General features: G+C 59.3%; 12 protein-coding genes. 5 read left to right on the plus strand and 7 right to left on the minus strand.

Annotation, left to right across the window (positions count from 1 at the left end; all coding sequences use genetic code 11):
* Window positions 1-116: 116 nt before the first annotated feature.
* From eno to CLV87_RS10560, 6 genes are all read right to left on the minus strand, one after another.
* On the minus strand, window positions 117-1391 hold the full coding sequence (eno, locus tag CLV87_RS10535; RefSeq protein WP_099245106.1) for a phosphopyruvate hydratase: 1275 nt from the start codon (window positions 1389-1391) through the stop codon (window positions 117-119).
* A 217-nt stretch (window positions 1392-1608) separates the two neighbouring features.
* On the minus strand, window positions 1609-2469 hold the full coding sequence (locus CLV87_RS10540) for a DMT family transporter (RefSeq protein ID WP_099245108.1): 861 nt from the start codon (window positions 2467-2469) through the stop codon (window positions 1609-1611).
* 270 nt (window positions 2470-2739) lie between these two features.
* On the minus strand, window positions 2740-4365 hold the full coding sequence (locus CLV87_RS10545; protein ID WP_099245110.1) for an alpha-D-glucose phosphate-specific phosphoglucomutase: 1626 nt from the start codon (window positions 4363-4365) through the stop codon (window positions 2740-2742).
* A gap of 90 nt (window positions 4366-4455) precedes the next feature.
* On the minus strand, window positions 4456-5427 hold the full coding sequence (locus tag CLV87_RS10550) for a glucokinase (protein WP_099245112.1): 972 nt from the start codon (window positions 5425-5427) through the stop codon (window positions 4456-4458).
* A 12-nt stretch (window positions 5428-5439) separates the two neighbouring features.
* On the minus strand, window positions 5440-6768 hold the full coding sequence (locus CLV87_RS10555) for a GH1 family beta-glucosidase (protein WP_099245114.1): 1329 nt from the start codon (window positions 6766-6768) through the stop codon (window positions 5440-5442).
* Between the two features lie 35 nt (window positions 6769-6803).
* A complete protein-coding gene (locus CLV87_RS10560; protein WP_099245116.1) occupies window positions 6804-7835 on the minus strand; it encodes a LacI family DNA-binding transcriptional regulator in 1032 nt (343 codons plus the stop codon).
* A gap of 266 nt (window positions 7836-8101) precedes the next feature.
* Between CLV87_RS10560 and CLV87_RS10565 the strand changes: the two genes are divergently transcribed.
* From CLV87_RS10565 to CLV87_RS10585, 5 genes are all read left to right on the plus strand, one after another.
* The gene (locus CLV87_RS10565) at window positions 8102-9370 is read left to right on the plus strand and encodes an ABC transporter substrate-binding protein (RefSeq protein WP_099245118.1); all 1269 of its coding nucleotides are present in this window, start codon (window positions 8102-8104) and stop codon (window positions 9368-9370) included.
* A gap of 157 nt (window positions 9371-9527) precedes the next feature.
* The gene (locus CLV87_RS10570) at window positions 9528-10529 is read left to right on the plus strand and encodes a carbohydrate ABC transporter permease (RefSeq protein ID WP_099245120.1); all 1002 of its coding nucleotides are present in this window, start codon (window positions 9528-9530) and stop codon (window positions 10527-10529) included.
* Window positions 10530-10811: 282 nt separating this feature from the next.
* The gene (locus tag CLV87_RS10575) at window positions 10812-11957 is read left to right on the plus strand and encodes a carbohydrate ABC transporter permease (RefSeq protein ID WP_099245122.1); all 1146 of its coding nucleotides are present in this window, start codon (window positions 10812-10814) and stop codon (window positions 11955-11957) included.
* 30 nt (window positions 11958-11987) lie between these two features.
* Window positions 11988-13643, plus strand: a complete 1656-nt coding sequence (gene bglA / locus CLV87_RS10580; RefSeq protein ID WP_099245124.1) for a beta-galactosidase BglA — start codon at window positions 11988-11990, stop codon at window positions 13641-13643.
* A gap of 9 nt (window positions 13644-13652) precedes the next feature.
* A complete protein-coding gene (locus tag CLV87_RS10585) occupies window positions 13653-14741 on the plus strand; it encodes an ABC transporter ATP-binding protein (RefSeq protein ID WP_099245126.1) in 1089 nt (362 codons plus the stop codon).
* Between the two features lie 54 nt (window positions 14742-14795).
* Here CLV87_RS10585 and CLV87_RS10590 read toward each other — a convergent pair whose 3' ends face one another.
* Window positions 14796-17531, minus strand: coding sequence for a VWA domain-containing protein (locus CLV87_RS10590; protein ID WP_099245129.1), 2736 nt, complete (start codon window positions 17529-17531; stop codon window positions 14796-14798).
* Window positions 17532-17635: the final 104 nt, after the last annotated feature.

The raw sequence follows: 17635 nt of genomic DNA on the forward strand, positions 1-17635 counted from the left end.
GCAATGAGTGTTTCAAATTGCCGAAACACGAGGCGCGAATTGGACGTTTCAATTGGACGGTGCAAAAGAAAAAGGCACCGAAAACGGTGCCTTTTCCAGAGAGCCAAAAGAGCGGCTTATTTCAGGATGGAACGACCGGCGAATTCGGCGGTCTCGTCCAGCATCTCTTCGATGCGGATCAGCTGGTTGTATTTCGCCAGCCGGTCGGAACGCGCCAGCGAGCCGGTTTTAATCTGACCGCAATTGGTCGCCACGGCGAGGTCGGCAATGGTGGCATCCTCGGTCTCGCCCGAACGGTGCGACATCACGTTGGTGTAGCGCGCGCGATGAGCCATATCGACGGCCTTGAGGGTCTCGGTCAGGGTGCCGATCTGGTTCACTTTGACCAGCATGGAGTTGGCGCAGCCGCGCTCGATGCCTTCGGCCAGGCGGGCCGGGTTGGTCACAAAGAGATCGTCACCCACCAGCTGAACCTTGTCGCCAATGGCGTCGGTCAGGGCCTTCCAGCCCTCCCAGTCGTCTTCGCCCATGCCGTCTTCGATGGAGATGATCGGGTAGTCATTGACCAGGGCCTGCAGATAGGCGGCGTTTTCTTCGCTGGACAGGGTCTTGCCTTCGCCGGCCAGCACGTATTTGCCGTCTTTGAAATATTCGGTGGCCGCGCAGTCCAGCGCCAGGTGAATGTCATCACCGGGTTTGTAGCCAGCCTTTTCGATGGATTTCAGGATGAAATCCAGGGCCTCACGGGTGGAGGCGATATTGGGGGCAAAGCCGCCCTCATCACCGATCCCAGTGGACAGACCCGCATCGGACAGCTCTTTCTTCAGGGTGTGGAAGACTTCCGAGCCCATGCGCACCGCTTCGCGAATATTGCTCGCGGCGACAGGCATGATCATGAATTCCTGAATGTCGATCGGGTTATCGGCGTGCTCACCCCCGTTGATGATGTTCATCATCGGAACGGGCAACACGCGGGCCGAGGTGCCGCCGATATAGCGATACAAAGGCTGGCCGGTGAAATCCGCCGCCGCTTTGGCGACTGCCATGGACACACCCAGGATTGCGTTAGCACCCAGGCGGCCTTTGTTCTCGGTGCCGTCCAGCTCATTCATCGCGCCGTCAATAGCGACCTGTTCGGTGGCGTCAAAGCCCAGGATGGCTTCGGCGATTTCACCGTTCACGGCCGCCACAGCTTCCAGCACGCCTTTGCCCTTGTAGCGCGCCTTGTCACCGTCGCGCTTTTCCACCGCCTCATAGGCACCGGTGGAGGCACCAGAGGGCACGGCGGCGCGGCCCAGAGTGCCATCTTCCAGCGTCACGTCGACTTCTACGGTTGGGTTGCCGCGACTGTCGAGGATCTCGCGGGCGTGGATATCAATGATGGTGCTCATGGGTTGTCCCTCAGGCATAGAAATTTGCCTGTCTCATAGCAGGCTGGGCGTGAAACGCAACGGAATTGTTATCGCTAACATTGTGGTTGCGACAGGGTTGCGCTAACGTTGGGCGCTAACAGCAGAGCCTCACCAAGCCCCCCAAGTCTTCTTCGGGCCAAAAGTATCCCGGGGAGTCCCGAGCTTGCTCGGGGCGGGGCAGCGCCCCAATCCGCTCTCACCCTTGCGCCAGCTTGCGTTCGCGCAAAAAGCTGTAGAGACCTGCGCCCAAAACCAAAGCCGCCCCCAGCAATGTGTAGCCATCCGGGCGTTCGGCAAAGATCAGAATGCCCAGAGCCGAGGTGAAAATCAGCCGCGCGTAGCGATAGGGCGCAATGATCGAAACCGGGGCCATGCGCATCGCAGCGGTGACCGCCAGATAGCCAATGGCGGTGAACACCACCGCCCCGACCAGATGCATCAGGGTGATTGGGGCGAAATCCAACGGTTTGGTTTCAAAGAAAAAGATCACCAGCCCGACCGGGATGGTCGCTGCAAATCCCCAGGCGGACATGGACAGGGCCGGAATGTGGCTTGGGGCCAATCGCGTCACCAGATCCCGTGCCGCCAGACCTGTCACGCCGAGAACGGCAAAAAGCTCCCAGCCGGAAAAGGCACTGCCAAAGGGGCGGATCACGATCAACATGCCGATCAAGCCAACCAGGATCGCCGCCCAACGGCGCCAGCCGACCTCTTCGCCCAGGAACAGCGCCGCGCCCAGAATGGTCAGCAGCGGTGCAACCTGCATGATCGCGGCAAAGACAGAAAGCGGGATTTTCGAGATGCCGACCACCAGGCCAATGGCCCCGACAATCTCAAAGAGATTGCGCAGCAGCACCATCTTATGCAGGGCGTCGCGGTTGAACAGGGAAAAGCCCTTGATCCGCGCCATGACCAGAAACATCAAGGTGCCGCCGGTGCTGATGGCAAACATGATCTGACCCATCGGCGCATATTGCGCTGCCAGTTTGATAAAGGCGTCGCTCAGGGCCAAGAGGGCCATGGACAGGACCATGATGCCAATTGCGCGGACGATCATGTTAGGGCCTGCTAACATGATGAAAAGCGCGCTGGCGCGTGTCGGATTTTGCCGCCGATGAGGTGATTTGACCGTGGCGATCTGGGTGATCGGAAGGGCAAATCAGCGACGTCGGAGGCAAAATCCGCCGCGCCCCTTCGGGATTTCGCCAAAATCCGCTGCTCCTTCGTTGTTTTCGCTTGAAAGGGGGCCACCCTGTCGGCGCGAAAACGCCTTGTATCAGCGGATTTTGGACAGAAACCAGTGCGTTATTCATCATGTTAACAGGCCCTAGGTGATCACAGTCGGGCGTTTGCGCCCGGTGCGTGCCTCGATCTGCGCCAGCTCATCTGCGGCGGTGATGATATCGGCGAGGGCGTCTTGTGGGTTCTGGTCCAGCGCCTCGGTGGCAAAGCACTCCAGATAGACCCGCAAGGTTGCGCCCACGGTGCCGGTGCCTGAGAGGCGAAACACCACCCGCGCGCCGCCGTCGAAATGAATGCGGATGCCTTGGCCTTCGGTGCGCGAGCCGTCAATCGGATCGTCATAGGCAAATTCATCAGCGTTGGAGACGGTTAAGCCAGCCACGCTGCGCCCGGCAAGGTCGGGCAATTGCGCGCGCAACCCTTGCATCAGGTCAGCAGCGATGCCGCTATCGATGCCCTCATAATCGTGGCGGGAATAGTAGTTGCGCCCATAGCTCTGCCAATGATCGGCCATCAGCTCCGCCACGGAAATCTTGCGCGTGGCCAGGATGTTGAGCCAGAACAGCACCGCCCAAAGCCCGTCTTTCTCGCGCACATGGTTTGATCCGGTCCCGGCGCTTTCTTCGCCGCACAGGGTGGCGCGACCGGCATCCAGCAGGTTGCCAAAGAATTTCCAACCCGTCGGGGTCTCGTGGCATTCGATCCCCAGCTTTTCAGCCACCCGGTCCAGCGCCAGCGAGGTCGGCATGGATCGAGCGACACCGCTGAGGCCATCCTTATAGGCGGGCACAAGCGTGGCATTGGCGGCCAAGGCGGCAAGGCTGTCCGAGGGCGTCACATAGATGCCGCGCCCCATGATCATGTTGCGATCCCCATCGCCATCGCTTGCCGCGCCGAAATCCGGCCCATCTGGATCCATCATGACATCCACCAGCTCCTTGGCCCAGATCGGGTTAGGATCCGGGTGACCCTGGCCGAAATCGGGCAGGGGGGTGCCATTGGTCACGGTGCCAGCCCCGGCACCAAGCCGGGTTTCCAGAATGGCTTTGGCATAGGGGCCGGTAATGGCATGCATGGCGTCAAAGCGCATGCGAAAGCCCGACTGGAACAGCGCCGAAATTGCGTCGAAATCAAAAATCTCTTCCATCAGCGCGGCGTAATCCGCCACCGGGTCGACGATCTCGATCTCCATGCGGCCAATCTGGGCGATGCCGATCTCGGACAAGTCCACATCGGCGCTTTCGAGAATACGGTATGCGCCAATCTCTTCGGTGGCGGCGTGAATGGCCGAGGACACGCTTTCAGGGGCCGGGCCGCCATTGGCGATGTTGTATTTCACCCCGAAATCGCCATCCGGACCACCGGGATTGTGGCTGGCGGACAGGATGATGCCGCCATCGGCCTTGCGTTTGCGGATCAGGTTCGAGGCTGCCGGGGTCGAGAGCAAACCATTCTGCCCTACAATCACCCGCGCCGCACCGCTGGCGGCGGCCATGCGCAGCACGGTCTGGATCGCCTCGGCGTTAAAGAACCGCCCGTCACCGCCAAGGACAAAAGTTTTGCCCTGCGCGCCGCCGATCCCAGTCCAGATGGATTGGATAAAGTTCTCAAGAAAGCCCGGCTCTTGAAAGACGCGGGTCTTTTTGCGCAGACCCGAGGTGCCGGGTTTCTGATTGGCAATGGGATTGGTTTTGACGTTGAGAATGGACATAGATGGCCTCGGGCGGCTGAAATCACTCACCGCCCGGTATTGCCGGGTTTTCAACGCTTTGCAAGTCTGGGTTCCGGCCGATGGCGCGCGTTAATGCACCAGCCCCATTTGCTCGGCCAGATGACCGGCGCAGCCCGCCAGCGGGGCGTAGTCATCTGTCATCAACTGTACCGGGAATTGCGCCATGTAATCGCTGAAACGTCCCTTATCGGCAAAGGCCTCGCCAAAGCCGAGATCCATCAGATGCGGGCCGACATGGCGCATGACGCCGCCAACCAGATAGATGCCGCCAAAGGGCAGGGTGATCAGCGCCACATCGCTGCAATAACGCCCGGTGAAACGGACAAAGAGGCGCAGCGTGCGTACCGCACGGTCCTGACCTTCGCCAAAGGCAGCCATGATATCGGCGGCGGGCAGGGGGGTGCCGGTGCCGTCTTCGCGACACATAAAGGCGTAGAGCCGCTCCAGCCCCCGGCCTGACAAAACCTCTTCGAAGGACGGGGTGTCGTGGCGTTCGGCCAGCCAGTCCAACAGGCGCATTTCCTGGCCCGTCTGCGGGGGCAGGGAAATGTGACCGGCCTCAGAGGGGGGCACAATGGTCAGGCCCTGGCTGTGATAGACCGGGGCGATGTTCAGCCCGGTGCCGACATTGACCACAAGACGCACGTCAGAGCGGCGCGATCCGCTGGGCTGGCCGGGCAGAAGCTGCTGCATGCTGTCATCGCCAATATGCGCCAAGGCATGGCCCATGGCCTGCAAATCGTTCAGCACAGCAACGGTTTTGGCCCCGGTGGTCGCGCCGAGACGATCAGTCTCAACGCGCCAATCCAGATTGGTCAGCTGGCCGACGCCATCCTGAACCGGACCCGCCATATCGACACAGACTGCTTCGGGGCTTTCTTGCAGCTCAGCAAGGTAATGCGTCAGGATCGGTTCAATGCCGGTATTCTCGGCATTGCGAAAGCGACGAATGGTGTCGCGGCGAATCTTTGTCCCTTGGGTCAGGGCAACGCGGGTGTTGGTACCGCCAATATCCGCAACAACAGCTGTGAAATCATTCATGGATGGAACCAGTCATGTTAGCGCTCCCAGGGCCTGTTTTATCGCGTGGTACGATGATTTTGGCGTGCGCTCAAGTGTCTCAAAGTCTACATGCACCAAACCAAAGCGTTTTTCATAGCCAAGCGCCCATTCGTAATTGTCCAGCAGCGACCAGAGGTAGTAGCCGTTCACCGGCACACCTTCGGCCATGGCGCGCTGAACCTGCGCAAGATGCGCCTCGACAAAGGCGATGCGGTCCGGGTCGTCACAGGTGCCGTTGGTCAGGACATCCGGCGCGGCCATGCCGTTTTCAGTGACAAAGATCGGCAGATCGCCGGTGTAGTCCTGCGCGGTGCGTTTGAGGAACTTGTAAAGACCTTCGGGATAGATTTCCCAATCCATGAATGTCTTGGGCAGCGGGCCGGTCACTTCTTTAAGGGAGGGCCAGGGTTCGGTTGGGTCGGGGGCGATCAGTTTGCGGGTGTAGTAATTCACCCCAACCCAGTCGAGCGGGGTGGTGATCACGTCGAAATCATCCTGCCAGCCCTGTGGCAGATGCGGCGCGATGCCTGCCATGACGCGTTCGGGATAGCGGCCTTTGAAGACGCCGCTCAGGAAGCAATGGTTATAGATCTCATCATAGAGGGCGGCTTTTTCAATAGCTTCGGCGCTGTCATCGGCCGGGGTGGACCATTCCATGTTGAACACGCCGCCGAGGTTGTCCATGCCGAGACTGCGCATGGTCTGGATGGCGGTGCCATGGGCCAAAAGGATGTGATGAATGGCGCGGGCGGTGGCGCGGATGTCGCGCAGGCCCGGCGCGTGATGCCCGTGGAAATGGCTGAGCCAGGAAACGCACCAGGGCTCATTGATCGGGGCCACCGAATACATCCGGTCGCCAATCCGGCCCATGATGGTTTCGGTGTAATCGCCAAACCACTTGGCGATGTCGCGATTGCGCCAGCCGCCGAGATCGGCAAGGTCAGAGGGCAATTCCCAGTGATAGAGCGTGGCGGCGGGCTTGATCCCGCGTTCCAGCATGGCGTCGGTCAGGCGGTCATAGAAATCCAGACCCTCTTGGGACGGGGTGCGCCCATCGGGCATGACCCGCGCCCAGGAGGTCGAAAACCGATAGCAATCCAATCCCGCCCCGGCGATCAGATCGAGATCCTCTTCGAAGCGGTGATAGTGATCGCAGGCGGTTGCGCCGTTTTCGGCGCGCACCACATTGCCGGGGGTTGCGGCAAAGTCATCCCAATGGGTGCGACCAGCCTGGCCAAAGCCATGCCCCTCGATTTGATAGCTGGAGGTTGCGACCCCAAAGAGGAAATCCTTGGGGAAATCAGTACGTTTGAATGGCATGGTGAACTCTGTCTTGGGGCTGGCCGCTGTTCAGTCTAAGGGTGCTGTGGGGCGGGGCCGGTTGAGGTTCCGATGATCAGCTCTGCTTCGATGATCTCGTGTTGGGGGCCGGTCGTCGGGTTGGCGATCAGGCGCAAGAGCAGCTCAGCCGCCCGCACGCCCGCCGCCCGCACCGAAGAGCGTGTGGCGGTAAAGATTGGCACATCATGGCCGTTTTTCAGGTAACCCAGATCGTCGTCATGGGTGATGACGGACACATCTTTGCCCATCTCCAAACCGGCGGCCTGAATGGCGCGGCGCACACCGATGGCGGTGATCATAGAGGAGGTGAGAAAGGCGGTCGGCGGTTCGTCCATGCTCAGCATCTCGGAGGCGCTGAGAAAGCCGTTGATTTCGGTCATTTCGGTGGATTGCATCAGGGCCGGGTCCAGCGCGATGCCGCGCTTTTGCAACGCAGAGGCATAGGATTCGCGACGGCGAAAAGCGTAGTCCATGAATTCCAGACCGTTCAAAAGCGCAATACGGCGATGGCCCAGATCCAGCAGGAAATCCGTTGCCCGGCGAAAGGCGCGGCTGTTATTGGTGTCAAGCCAGCTATAGGGGATATCGACGTTTGACGCGCGCCCATGCACGACAAAGGGCATGTCCAGCTCGGTCAGCAGGCCGATCCGAGGGTCATTCATGGTCGGGCCATGCACGATGATTCCGTCAACGTTCCGGCGCGCGCAGATATCGCGATAGAGCTTTTCCTGCTGCTGATCATCCACAAGGCTGATCATCATCTCATATCCCGCTTTGGAATAGGCCGACCCGGCCCCGGCGATAAAGTCGCCAAAAACCGGGTTCACCATCTCGTGCTGAGTCGAGACGGGAATCACATGTCCGATCGCATGGGCGCGGCCCGTGGCCAGCCCTTTGGCCCGCGCATTGGGGCTGTAATTCAGCTCCTGCGCGGCTTTTTGCACCCGTTCCCGCGTCTTTTCGCTCACCTCAGGATAGCCGTTCAGCGCGCGGCTGACGGTGGTCTGGGACAGGTTCAGGTGTTCGGACAGTTTCTTAAGGCTCATGCCCCATTAAGGGCCAAAGCGCTTCGAATTTGTCAAGTCTCCCCGCGAATTTTTGCAGGTGCGAAATCTAGGGAATAAATCCTGACCCATATGTAAACCTCAGCAAATATTGGGTTTGATGCTTGACAGGAGAGGCCGACTCAGATCATTTAAAGTCATTCAAAGCGCTTTGGAGATACTTGCCAAATTCACCTTTGGCCAATCTTCAAAAGCCACGAAAACGGACACATGCCCAAGCAGGGCGTGATCAATCGGGAGGATTGTCCATGAGGAAATCGTTTTATCTGGGCGCGGCCATGGCTGCGCTTGTTGCTGGTTCTGCATCTGCCGAACAGCTGACCATCTCCGGCCCATGGTTGGGTGCGGATGAGGAGAATGTGCAGAAGGTGCTGGATGTGTTCCGCGCCCAGTCTGGCATTGATGTCAGCTATGTTGGCTCGGACAGCTTTGAACAGCAGATCGTCATCGACGCCGAGGCGGGTTCTGCCCCCAATATCGCCGTCTTCCCACAGCCTGGTCTGGCGGCTGACATGGCCTCCAAGGGCTTCCTGACACCGCTGGCCGATGGCACCAGTGACTGGATCAAGGAAAACTATGCCGCGGGTCAGTCCTGGGTCGATCTGGGCACCTATGCGGGCAAAGACGGCGCGGACAGCCTTTATGGCTTCTTCTACAAGGTCGATGTGAAATCGCTGGTCTGGTACATCCCTGAGAACTTTGAGGATGCGGGCTATGACGTTCCGACCTCCATGGAAGAGCTCAAGGCGCTGACCGATCAGATCGTTGCGGATGGTGGCACGCCGTGGTGCATCGGTCTGGGGTCTGGCGGGGCGACCGGCTGGCCAGCGACCGACTGGGTCGAAGACCTGCTGCTGCGCACCCAGACACCGGATGTCTATGACGGCTGGGTCAAGAACGAGATCCCCTTCACCGATGAGCGCATCGTGGCGGCGATTGACGAGTTCGGCGCATTTGCCCGCAAAGATGAATATGTGGCCGGTGGCGCAGGCGCCGTGGCCAGCACCGATTTCCGCGACAGCCCGAAAGGCATGTTCGCTTCTCCTCCTCAGTGCTACATGCACCGTCAGGCTTCCTTTATCCCGGCTTTCTTCCCCGAAGGCACAGTCGTGGGTGAAGACGCGGATTTCTTCTACTTCCCGTCCTATTCTGAAAAAGAGCTGGGCAATCCGGTTCTGGGCGCAGGTACGCTTTGGGCGATCACCAGCGACAGCCCTGAGGCTCATCAGTTCATCGAGTTCCTGCAAACCGCAGAAGCGCATGAAACATGGATGGCGCTCAAAGGTTTCCTGACCCCGCATAAGGGCGTGAATTCTGACGCGTTTGGCGATCCGACCCTGAAAAAGATGAATGACATCCTGCTGGGTGCGACCACCTTCCGCTTTGACGGCTCTGACCTGATGCCTGGTGGCGTTGGTGCCGGGTCTTTCTGGACTGGCATGGTTGACTATGCCGGTGGCAAAGAAGCCTCGGATGTGGCTGGCGAAATCCAGTCCAGCTGGGACGCATTGAAATAACCACTCACGATCTTGACCTCGGCGGGTTCCCTGCCGAGGTCTTTTGGTACATCATCACCACATCATCTGAACATGTCCGTCCCGCGTGCCGACCATGACGCCCGGGGCCTCTTCTCGCACCGGTTTGCGGGAATCCTGTTAGAAAAGGGAGGACATCATGCATCCAGCATTCCTGGGTCTTTTGACAATCGCCATCGGGGTAGGGGGCTGTGTCGCCTACTATTTCTTCTCCAACTGGGTGCTGGACAATGTCCTGTTTCCCGCCAAGGGGCCGCAAGCGGGGCGGAATATCAACCGTGCCAATCTGATCCGCCCCTGGCTGTTCCTGTTCCCGGCGATGATCGCTTTGGGCCTGTATCTGGCCTATCCGGTGATCGAGACGTTACGCCTGTCGCTGACGGATCGTGACCAGGACGGGGCCTTTGTCGGGCTGGCTAATTACATGCAGATGTTTGGCGAACCCAAATTCTGGGAGGCCATGCGCAACAATATGCTGTGGCTGATTGTGGTGCCCGCCATGTCGACCATGTTCGGCTTGTTGGTGGCGCAGCTGACGGACCGGATCAAATGGGGCAATATCGCCAAATCGCTGATCTTTATGCCCATGGCGATTTCCTTTGTTGGCGCGGCGGTGATCTGGAAACTGATCTATGACGCCCGCCCCGAAGGCACTGAGCAGATTGGTGTGTTGAACGCGATCTATGTCGCCTTTAGCGGCGGCGCGCCGCAACAATGGCTGACCCTGCCGATCTGGAACAACTTTTTCCTCATGGTGGTGCTGATCTGGATTCAGACCGGTTTTTCCATGGTGATCCTGAGCGCGGCGTTGCGCGGTATTCCCGAGGAAACCATCGAGGCGGCGATTGTGGACGGGGCCAACCCGATCCAGATTTTCTTTAAGATCAAGGTGCCGCAGATCAAGTCGACCATCATGGTGGTCTGGACGACGATCACGCTGGTTGTGCTCAAGGTCTTTGATATCGTCTTTGCCATGACCAATGGCCAGTGGAGCACGCAGGTTCTGGCCAATTACATGTATACCCAGCTGTTCGTTGCCAATGATTGGGGTGTTGGCTCGGCCAGCGCGATGATGATCATGTTGCTGGTGACACCGATCCTGGTCTGGAACGTGCGCAATGCCCGTAAGGAGATGCGGTGATGGAACGGTTTTTCCACAAAGATGAGACGCGTGATTGCCCTCTCGCGGGTTGGCGAAACAACTTCGGTTTCTGCCACTTTTTCCCAGCCAAGCTCAATTCAACTTCTGTGTTCACCCAAACGATAGAAAAATCGCCCACCGTCCCGCCAAAGGCGGGCCACCTATCGGCGGCGCACCTTTGGTGCGACGGGGCGGGAGGGCGATCACGCGGCGGGCCAAGGCCCTTGACTCCGCGTGAATGGTTCCCTTTTGCGCAGTTCCCCCAACACATGAGGACACACCATGGATAATATCGCTGGCAGCAAATCCTCCCTCACTTGGGCGGTTCATATCTCGGTGGCGTTTCTTGTCGCCCTGTGGCTTTTCCCGACGGTGGGTCTGTTCGTATCCTCCTTTCGCACGGCCGACCAGATCGCCACATCGGGCTGGTGGAAATCCCTGTTTCCGTCCGAGCAAAACCTGACCATCCGCTCGGCCGCTCCGGACACCCAGACCCAGGACGGCGCGCTATATGTGATCGAGGGCAATCTCTTTGACGGTGACGAGGCCGAGATCACCGCCTGGGGCATCTCCTCGCGGGCGATCTCTGATTACACGCCGGGCGAAACCGCCGAGCTGCGCAAAGGCGGACGCGTTACCGTGCAGGCCAATGGCGATTATCGCATGGAAAACGAAGAGGCGTTTAGCGGCAAACGCGGCACCCGCATCTTTGTCACCGCCACCAAGCCTGCGGAATTCACCACGCAAAACTATGAAAACATGTTGCTCGACCCCAAGAATGTCGATGGCATGGCCAAGGCGTTTTTCAACACGCTGACCGTAACCATCCCGGCAACAATCATCCCGATCGTGGTGGCGGCCTTTGCGGCCTATGCCCTGGCCTGGATGGATTTTCCGGGCCGCGCGCTGTTGATTGCGATCATCGTCGGCTTGCTTGTGGTGCCGCTGCAATTGGCGCTGATCCCACTGCTCAAACTGCATTTGGGCATCGGCATTGGCAAAGGCTATCTGGGCACCTGGCTGGCGCATACGGGATTTGGCCTGCCCTTGGCGATTTACCTGCTTAGGAACTATATGGTCGGCCTGCCGCGTGACATCATCGAAAATGCCCGTGTCGATGGTGCGACCGAGTTCCAGATCTTTACCAAGATCATCCTGCCGCTCAGCTTTCCGGCCCTGGCCAGTTTCGCGATTTTCCAGTTCCTGTGGACCTGGAACGACCTGCTGGTTGCCAAAGTCTTCCTGATTGACAGCACCGGTCAAACCACCGTTATGACCGCGCAGATCGTGGAACTGCTGGGCACGCGCGGTGGCAATTGGGAAATCCTTGCGACAGCGGCTTTTGTGTCGATTGCAGTGCCTTTGGCGGTCTTTTTCGCCATGCAAAAATACCTGGTGCGCGGTCTCTTGGCCGGCTCCGTCAAATAACCCCGCCAGAGGGGCGACATAGGAATGAGTATGAACACGCAAACAAATATCTCAGCTGCGGCTCAGGTTGTGGACAAGGATTGGTGGCGCGGGGCGGTGATCTATCAGATCTATCCGCGCTCCTATCAGGACAGCACCGGGGACGGGATTGGCGACCTTAAGGGCATCACCCGCCGCTTGCCGCATATCGCGTCGCTCGGCGTTGATGCGATTTGGATCTCGCCCTTTTTCAAATCCCCGATGAAGGATTTCGGCTATGACGTGTCGGATTACTGCGACGTTGATCCGATGTTTGGCACGCTGGCGGATTTTGACGCGCTGATTGCCCGCGCTCATGAGTTGGGGCTGAAGGTGATGATCGATCAGGTGCTGTCGCACAGTTCGGATCAGCACGCCTGGTTCAAGGAAAGCCGGGCCAGCCGCGACAATCCCAAGGCGGATTGGTATGTCTGGTCCGATCCGAACCCCGATGGCACGCCGCCCAATAACTGGCTGTCGATCTTTGGCGGGTCGGCCTGGCAATGGGACGCGCGGCGCGAGCAGTATTACCTGCACAACTTCCTGACTTCGCAGCCGGATCTGAACTTCCACTGCGCGGAAGTGCAGGATGCGCTGCTTGAGACCGTGCGGTTTTGGTTGGATCGGGGGGTGGATGGGTTCCGTCTCGATACGATCAACTTCTATGTCCATGACAAAGAGCTGCGCTCGAACCCGGCCTTGCCACCAGAAGAGCGGGATTCCTCGATCGCGCCCAGTGTGAATCCCTATAACCATCAGTTCCATCTCTATTCCAAGAACCAGCCGGAAAACCTGGCCTTTTTGGAACGATTCCGGGCCCTTTTGGACGAATACCCGGCGGCGACAGCCGTGGGCGAGGTGGGCGATGCGCAGCGCGGGCTAGAGATTATGGGGGAGTACACGGCAGGCGATGATCGCGTGCATATGTGCTATTCCTTTGAATTCCTGTCTGGCGATCAACCGGATGCGGCGCGGGTGGTTGAGGTTTTGACCAAAGTCGATACGGCGGCGCCGGATGGTTGGGCCTGCTGGGCGTTTTCGAACCATGATGTCATCCGCCATGCCAGCCGCTGGAACCTGGATCTGGCTGGGCAAAAGGCCTTTGCCACCTTGCTGATGTGCCTGCGCGGCTCGGTCTGTATCTATCAGGGCGAAGAGCTGGGTCTGGGCGAGGCTGAGGTTGCCTTTGAAGACCTGCAAGACCCTTATGGCATTGAATTTTGGCCGGAATTCAAGGGGCGCGACGGCTGTCGCACGCCGATGGTCTGGGAGAAATCCAATTCCAATGGCGGCTTTTCCGAGGGCAAACCCTGGTTGCCGGTCGCGCCGGAACATCTGGTGCGCTCTGTGGCCGAACAGGAGGAAGACCCAGAGGCGCTCTTGCATCACTATCGCCGGGTTCTGGCACTGCGCCATGCCCATCGCGCCTTGTCCAAGGGGGAGCTTGGCGGGCTGGCGCAATCTGGTCCGGTGGTGTCCTTTACACGCAGTGAGGCGGGCGAAGACATCTTCTGCGCCTTTAACCTGTCCGGCCAAGCCGGTGAGGTTTCGCTGCCCAAGGGCAATTGGGAGCAGATCGGCGGCGTTTTGAGCACAGAACTGCCCAAGGCCGGTCCGGTCGCGCTGGGTCCATGGCAGGTGGCGCTGGCGCGGCGCATTAACGAATAGGGGGGAGACATGACAGATCTCAAACTGACCAATGTCGGTAAAACATATGGCGGGGCTGTCGAAGTCCTCAAGGATATCAATCTGGACATCAAGCAAGGCGAGCTGATCGTGTTTGTCGGCCCGTCGGGCTGCGGCAAATCCACTTTGCTGCGCATGATTGCCGGGTTGGAAAAGATCACCTCGGGTGAGCTGGAAATCGACGGGATGCTGGTCAATGACGTGCCCCCGGCGCAGCGTGGCATTGCCATGGTGTTCCAGTCTTACGCGCTCTATCCGCATATGACGGTGCGCGAAAACATGAGCTTTGCGCTGAAGCTGGCGGGCAAGGCGCAGGGCGAGATCGACGAGGCGGTCAATCGCGCCGCCAAGATGTTGCAGCTGGATCAATACCTTGATCGCCTGCCCAAGGCGTTGTCCGGTGGTCAGCGCCAGCGGGTGGCGATTGGCCGGTCGATTGTTCGTGACCCCAAGGTCTATCTGTTTGACGAACCGCTTTCGAACCTTGACGCGGCCCTGCGTGTTGCGACCCGGATCGAGATCGCCCAGCTCAAGGAGCAGATGCCCGACCGCACCATGATCTATGTCACACATGATCAGGTCGAGGCGATGACGCTGGCAAGCCGAATCGTGGTTCTGGCCAATAAGGGGGTTGCGCAGGTGGGTTCGCCTCTGGAGCTCTATGAACGCCCGAACTCCGAATTTGTGGCGCAATTCATTGGCTCTCCGGCGATGAACCTCTTGCCCGGCGAGGTGATCGAAACCGGAGAGCAAACCCGCGTGAAACTGGCGGGCGGTGGCGAGGCGGTCTCGCATTATCCGACGCAAGCGAGCGATCTTGGCCTCAAGGTCAATGTGGGCGTCCGCCCCGAGGATTTTGAAACCTGCGAGAGCGATGAGCTGTTTGCCGGTGAGGTCAATATCACCGAGGCGCTGGGTGAAGTGACCTTGCTCTATTTCAAAGCCGACGAAGGGCAGGAGCCGAGCATCGCCAAACTGCCGGGCATTCACAAAGGCATGCGTGGGCAAACCGTCAAACTGACCGCACCCGCGGATAAGGTGCATTTGTTCGCCAATGGTACATCGCTGCTCTATCGCTAAGGCGTTTCTTGGCGGCAAAGAAAAGGCGGGCCAAACGGCCCGCCTTTTTGCATTTTAGGGGTTCACCGTGATCGGCACCCGGTGGATCACCGCGCGCTCCTCACCCAATTGATAGCGCAGCTCGTATTGGCCGGGCTGGTCAGGCATGCGAAGCGAGATCGGGCCGCCGTCATTCACGGCGCTGCTATGGATCCCCCAAGTATCGCCACCCACCTCTTTGATCGAGATAAAGTCACCTTGATTGCCCGGTCCTTCCCAGGCGATCAGCGCGTTTTGACCGGCCTTGGCATCGCTGGGCGCTTGCAGGTCCACATGGGTGCCAATGATCGTGATGGGCACGCGGTGGATGATTCCGCGCTCTTCGGCCAATTGATAGCGGATTTCATAGTCACCCGGCTTATGTGGCATGCGCAGTTTCAACGGAGAGCCTTCGCCAACATCGCGCGAATTGATCCCCCAGACATCGCCGCCAGCCTCTTTGACGGATAGGAAGTCGCCCTGATTGCCCGGGCCGTCCCAAGTCACGTCGATGGTTTGGCCAATCTCGGCCTGTGCGGGCACAGTGATCGAGACCTGCGCGTCGACAATCGTGATTGGCACGCGGTGGATGATCCCGCGTTCCTCGGCCAGTTGGTAGCGGATTTCATAGTCGCCGGGCTTATGCGGCATGCGCAATTTCAGCGGCGAGCCTTCTGCGACATCGCGTGAATTGATCCCCCAGACATCGCCGCCTGCCTCTTTGACCGAAATAAAATCACCCTGATTGCCCGGACCAGACCAGGTCACGTCAATCGTCTCACCAATTTCGGCCTGTGCGGGCACGGTGATGGCGACCTCAGCCTGCACGATCTTGATCGGCTTGCGCAGGATGATCTCACGCTCTTCGGCCAGTTGATAGCGGATCTCGTAATCGCCGGGTTTATGCGGCATGCGCAGTTTCAGCGGAGATCCTTCTGCGGTGTCGCGCGAATTGATCCCCCAGACGTCGCCCCCCACCTCTTTGACCGAGATGAAGTCGCCCTGATTGGAAGGACCGGACCAGGTGATGTCGATCACCTGACCGATTTCGGCCTGTTCCGGGAAGTCCAGGGTAACCGTTGCCGCTGTGATATCAATGGGTTGTGTGAAGACGACCTTGCGATCCTCGGCCAATTGATAGCGGATCTCATAGGGGCCGGGCTCGGATGGCATGCGCAGTTTGACCGGGCTGCCCTGCGCGGTATCGGCGCTGTTGATCGCCCAGACATCGCCGCCGGGTTTGTGGACCGAGATAAAGTCACCCGGATTGGCGGGGCCTTTCCAGTCAACCTCGATCACCGTGCCGATTTGCGCTTCGGCGGGGTGCGTCAGAGTGATCAGCGCGTCGGTAATTTCAATCGGTTGCGTGTAGATCACCGCGCGATCTTCGGCCAATTGATAGCGCAACTCGTAGGGGCCGGGCTCACCGGGCATGCGCAGCGTGACCGGGCTGCCCTCGGCCGTGTCGACCGAGTTGATCGCCCAGACATCGCCGCCCACCTTGTGGACGGAAATAAAGTCGCCCTGATTGGCGGGGCCAATCCAGTCGATCTTGATCGAAGAGCCGATTTCGGCCTGACCCGGCGCGTCAAAGGAGATGTCCGAGGCCAGGATGGTGATCGGCGTGCGTGCGACCACCTCACGGTCGCGTTTCACCTGATAGCGCAGCTCATAAGTGCCCGGCTGTGCGGGCATACGCAGCTTGACCGGGTTGCCCTTGGCAATATCTGCGCTGTTGATCGCCCAAACATCGCCATTGACCGTGTGGACCGAAACGAAATCACCCTGCTCGCCGGGGCCATCCCAGCTGACATCAATGGTTTGCCCCTGATAGGCGGTTTCGGGGCCGGTAACGGTGGCCTTGGGCGTGATCACCGGCAGGGTCAGAACGACACGCTGGCTGTCAGTGACCACGGTGAAGGTGCCACTGACCTCAACCTCATCTGCGTCGCGAATGGCGGTGGCGGTGTAATCGCCGGGCAGGAGGGGGAGGGTGAAGACCCCGGTGCCATCGCTGCGATAGCCATCAGGCCCGGTGATACGCCAGGTGACACCAGACTGCATCTGGCTGCCGCCCTCGCCATCCAGCGCGGCAAAGCTGGTCTCGACCGGGCTTGGCGCGGGAGGGGCTGCGGGGGTTTCAGCGATGGTGGTCAAAGCTGCCGAAAGCTGATCGGCATTATCTGCGGTCACAAACTGCCCGCCGGTTTCATCGGCAAGACATTGCAGCTGACCTAGAGCTGTCGGATCGTCGGAAACGTCAAAGCCAACCACATGCACAGTCAGATCAACGCCAGTTTCCTCAAGGGTGCGCGCGACCTCGCAAGGGTCGGCCACACAGGTCTCGCGCCCATCTGAAACCAGAATGACCGTCGCCTTATCCTCGGTATAGCGCAGCTCCTCGGCAGCAGCACGAACCGCATCGCTGAGCGGGGTTTTTCCCTTTGGTTTGATGCGGTTGACGGCATCCGCAATCGCGCCACGCGTATTTGCACCCGGCGCAACAACGGTTTGAATATCGCGGCAATTGCCCTTTTCGCGATGCCCATAGACCGTCAGGCCCAGATGGGTTTCAGCGGGCAGGGTGTTGAGCAGATCGCCCACGACCTCCTGGGCAATGGTGATCTTGGCCTTGCCATCAATCTGGCCCCACATCGACCCCGATCCATCCAGCACCAGAATGCTGGAGGGGGTTTCCTGAGCCACCGCGGCGAGTGGCGATAAAAACGGCAGGCAGAAGGTGCCCAGCCAAAGACTGCGTCTCAGCTTCATCAAAAGCTCCCTGAAAACTGTGTAGAAAAATCACTTTGGGCTGAGATTACTTCGTTAGCACAAAGTTGCAAGGCGGGTTTTCCGCACCTTTTTGCTGACAGTTT

This window comes from Pelagimonas phthalicica (assembly GCF_004364805.1).
In the GTDB taxonomy this organism is placed as follows: domain Bacteria; phylum Pseudomonadota; class Alphaproteobacteria; order Rhodobacterales; family Rhodobacteraceae; genus Pelagimonas; species Pelagimonas phthalicica.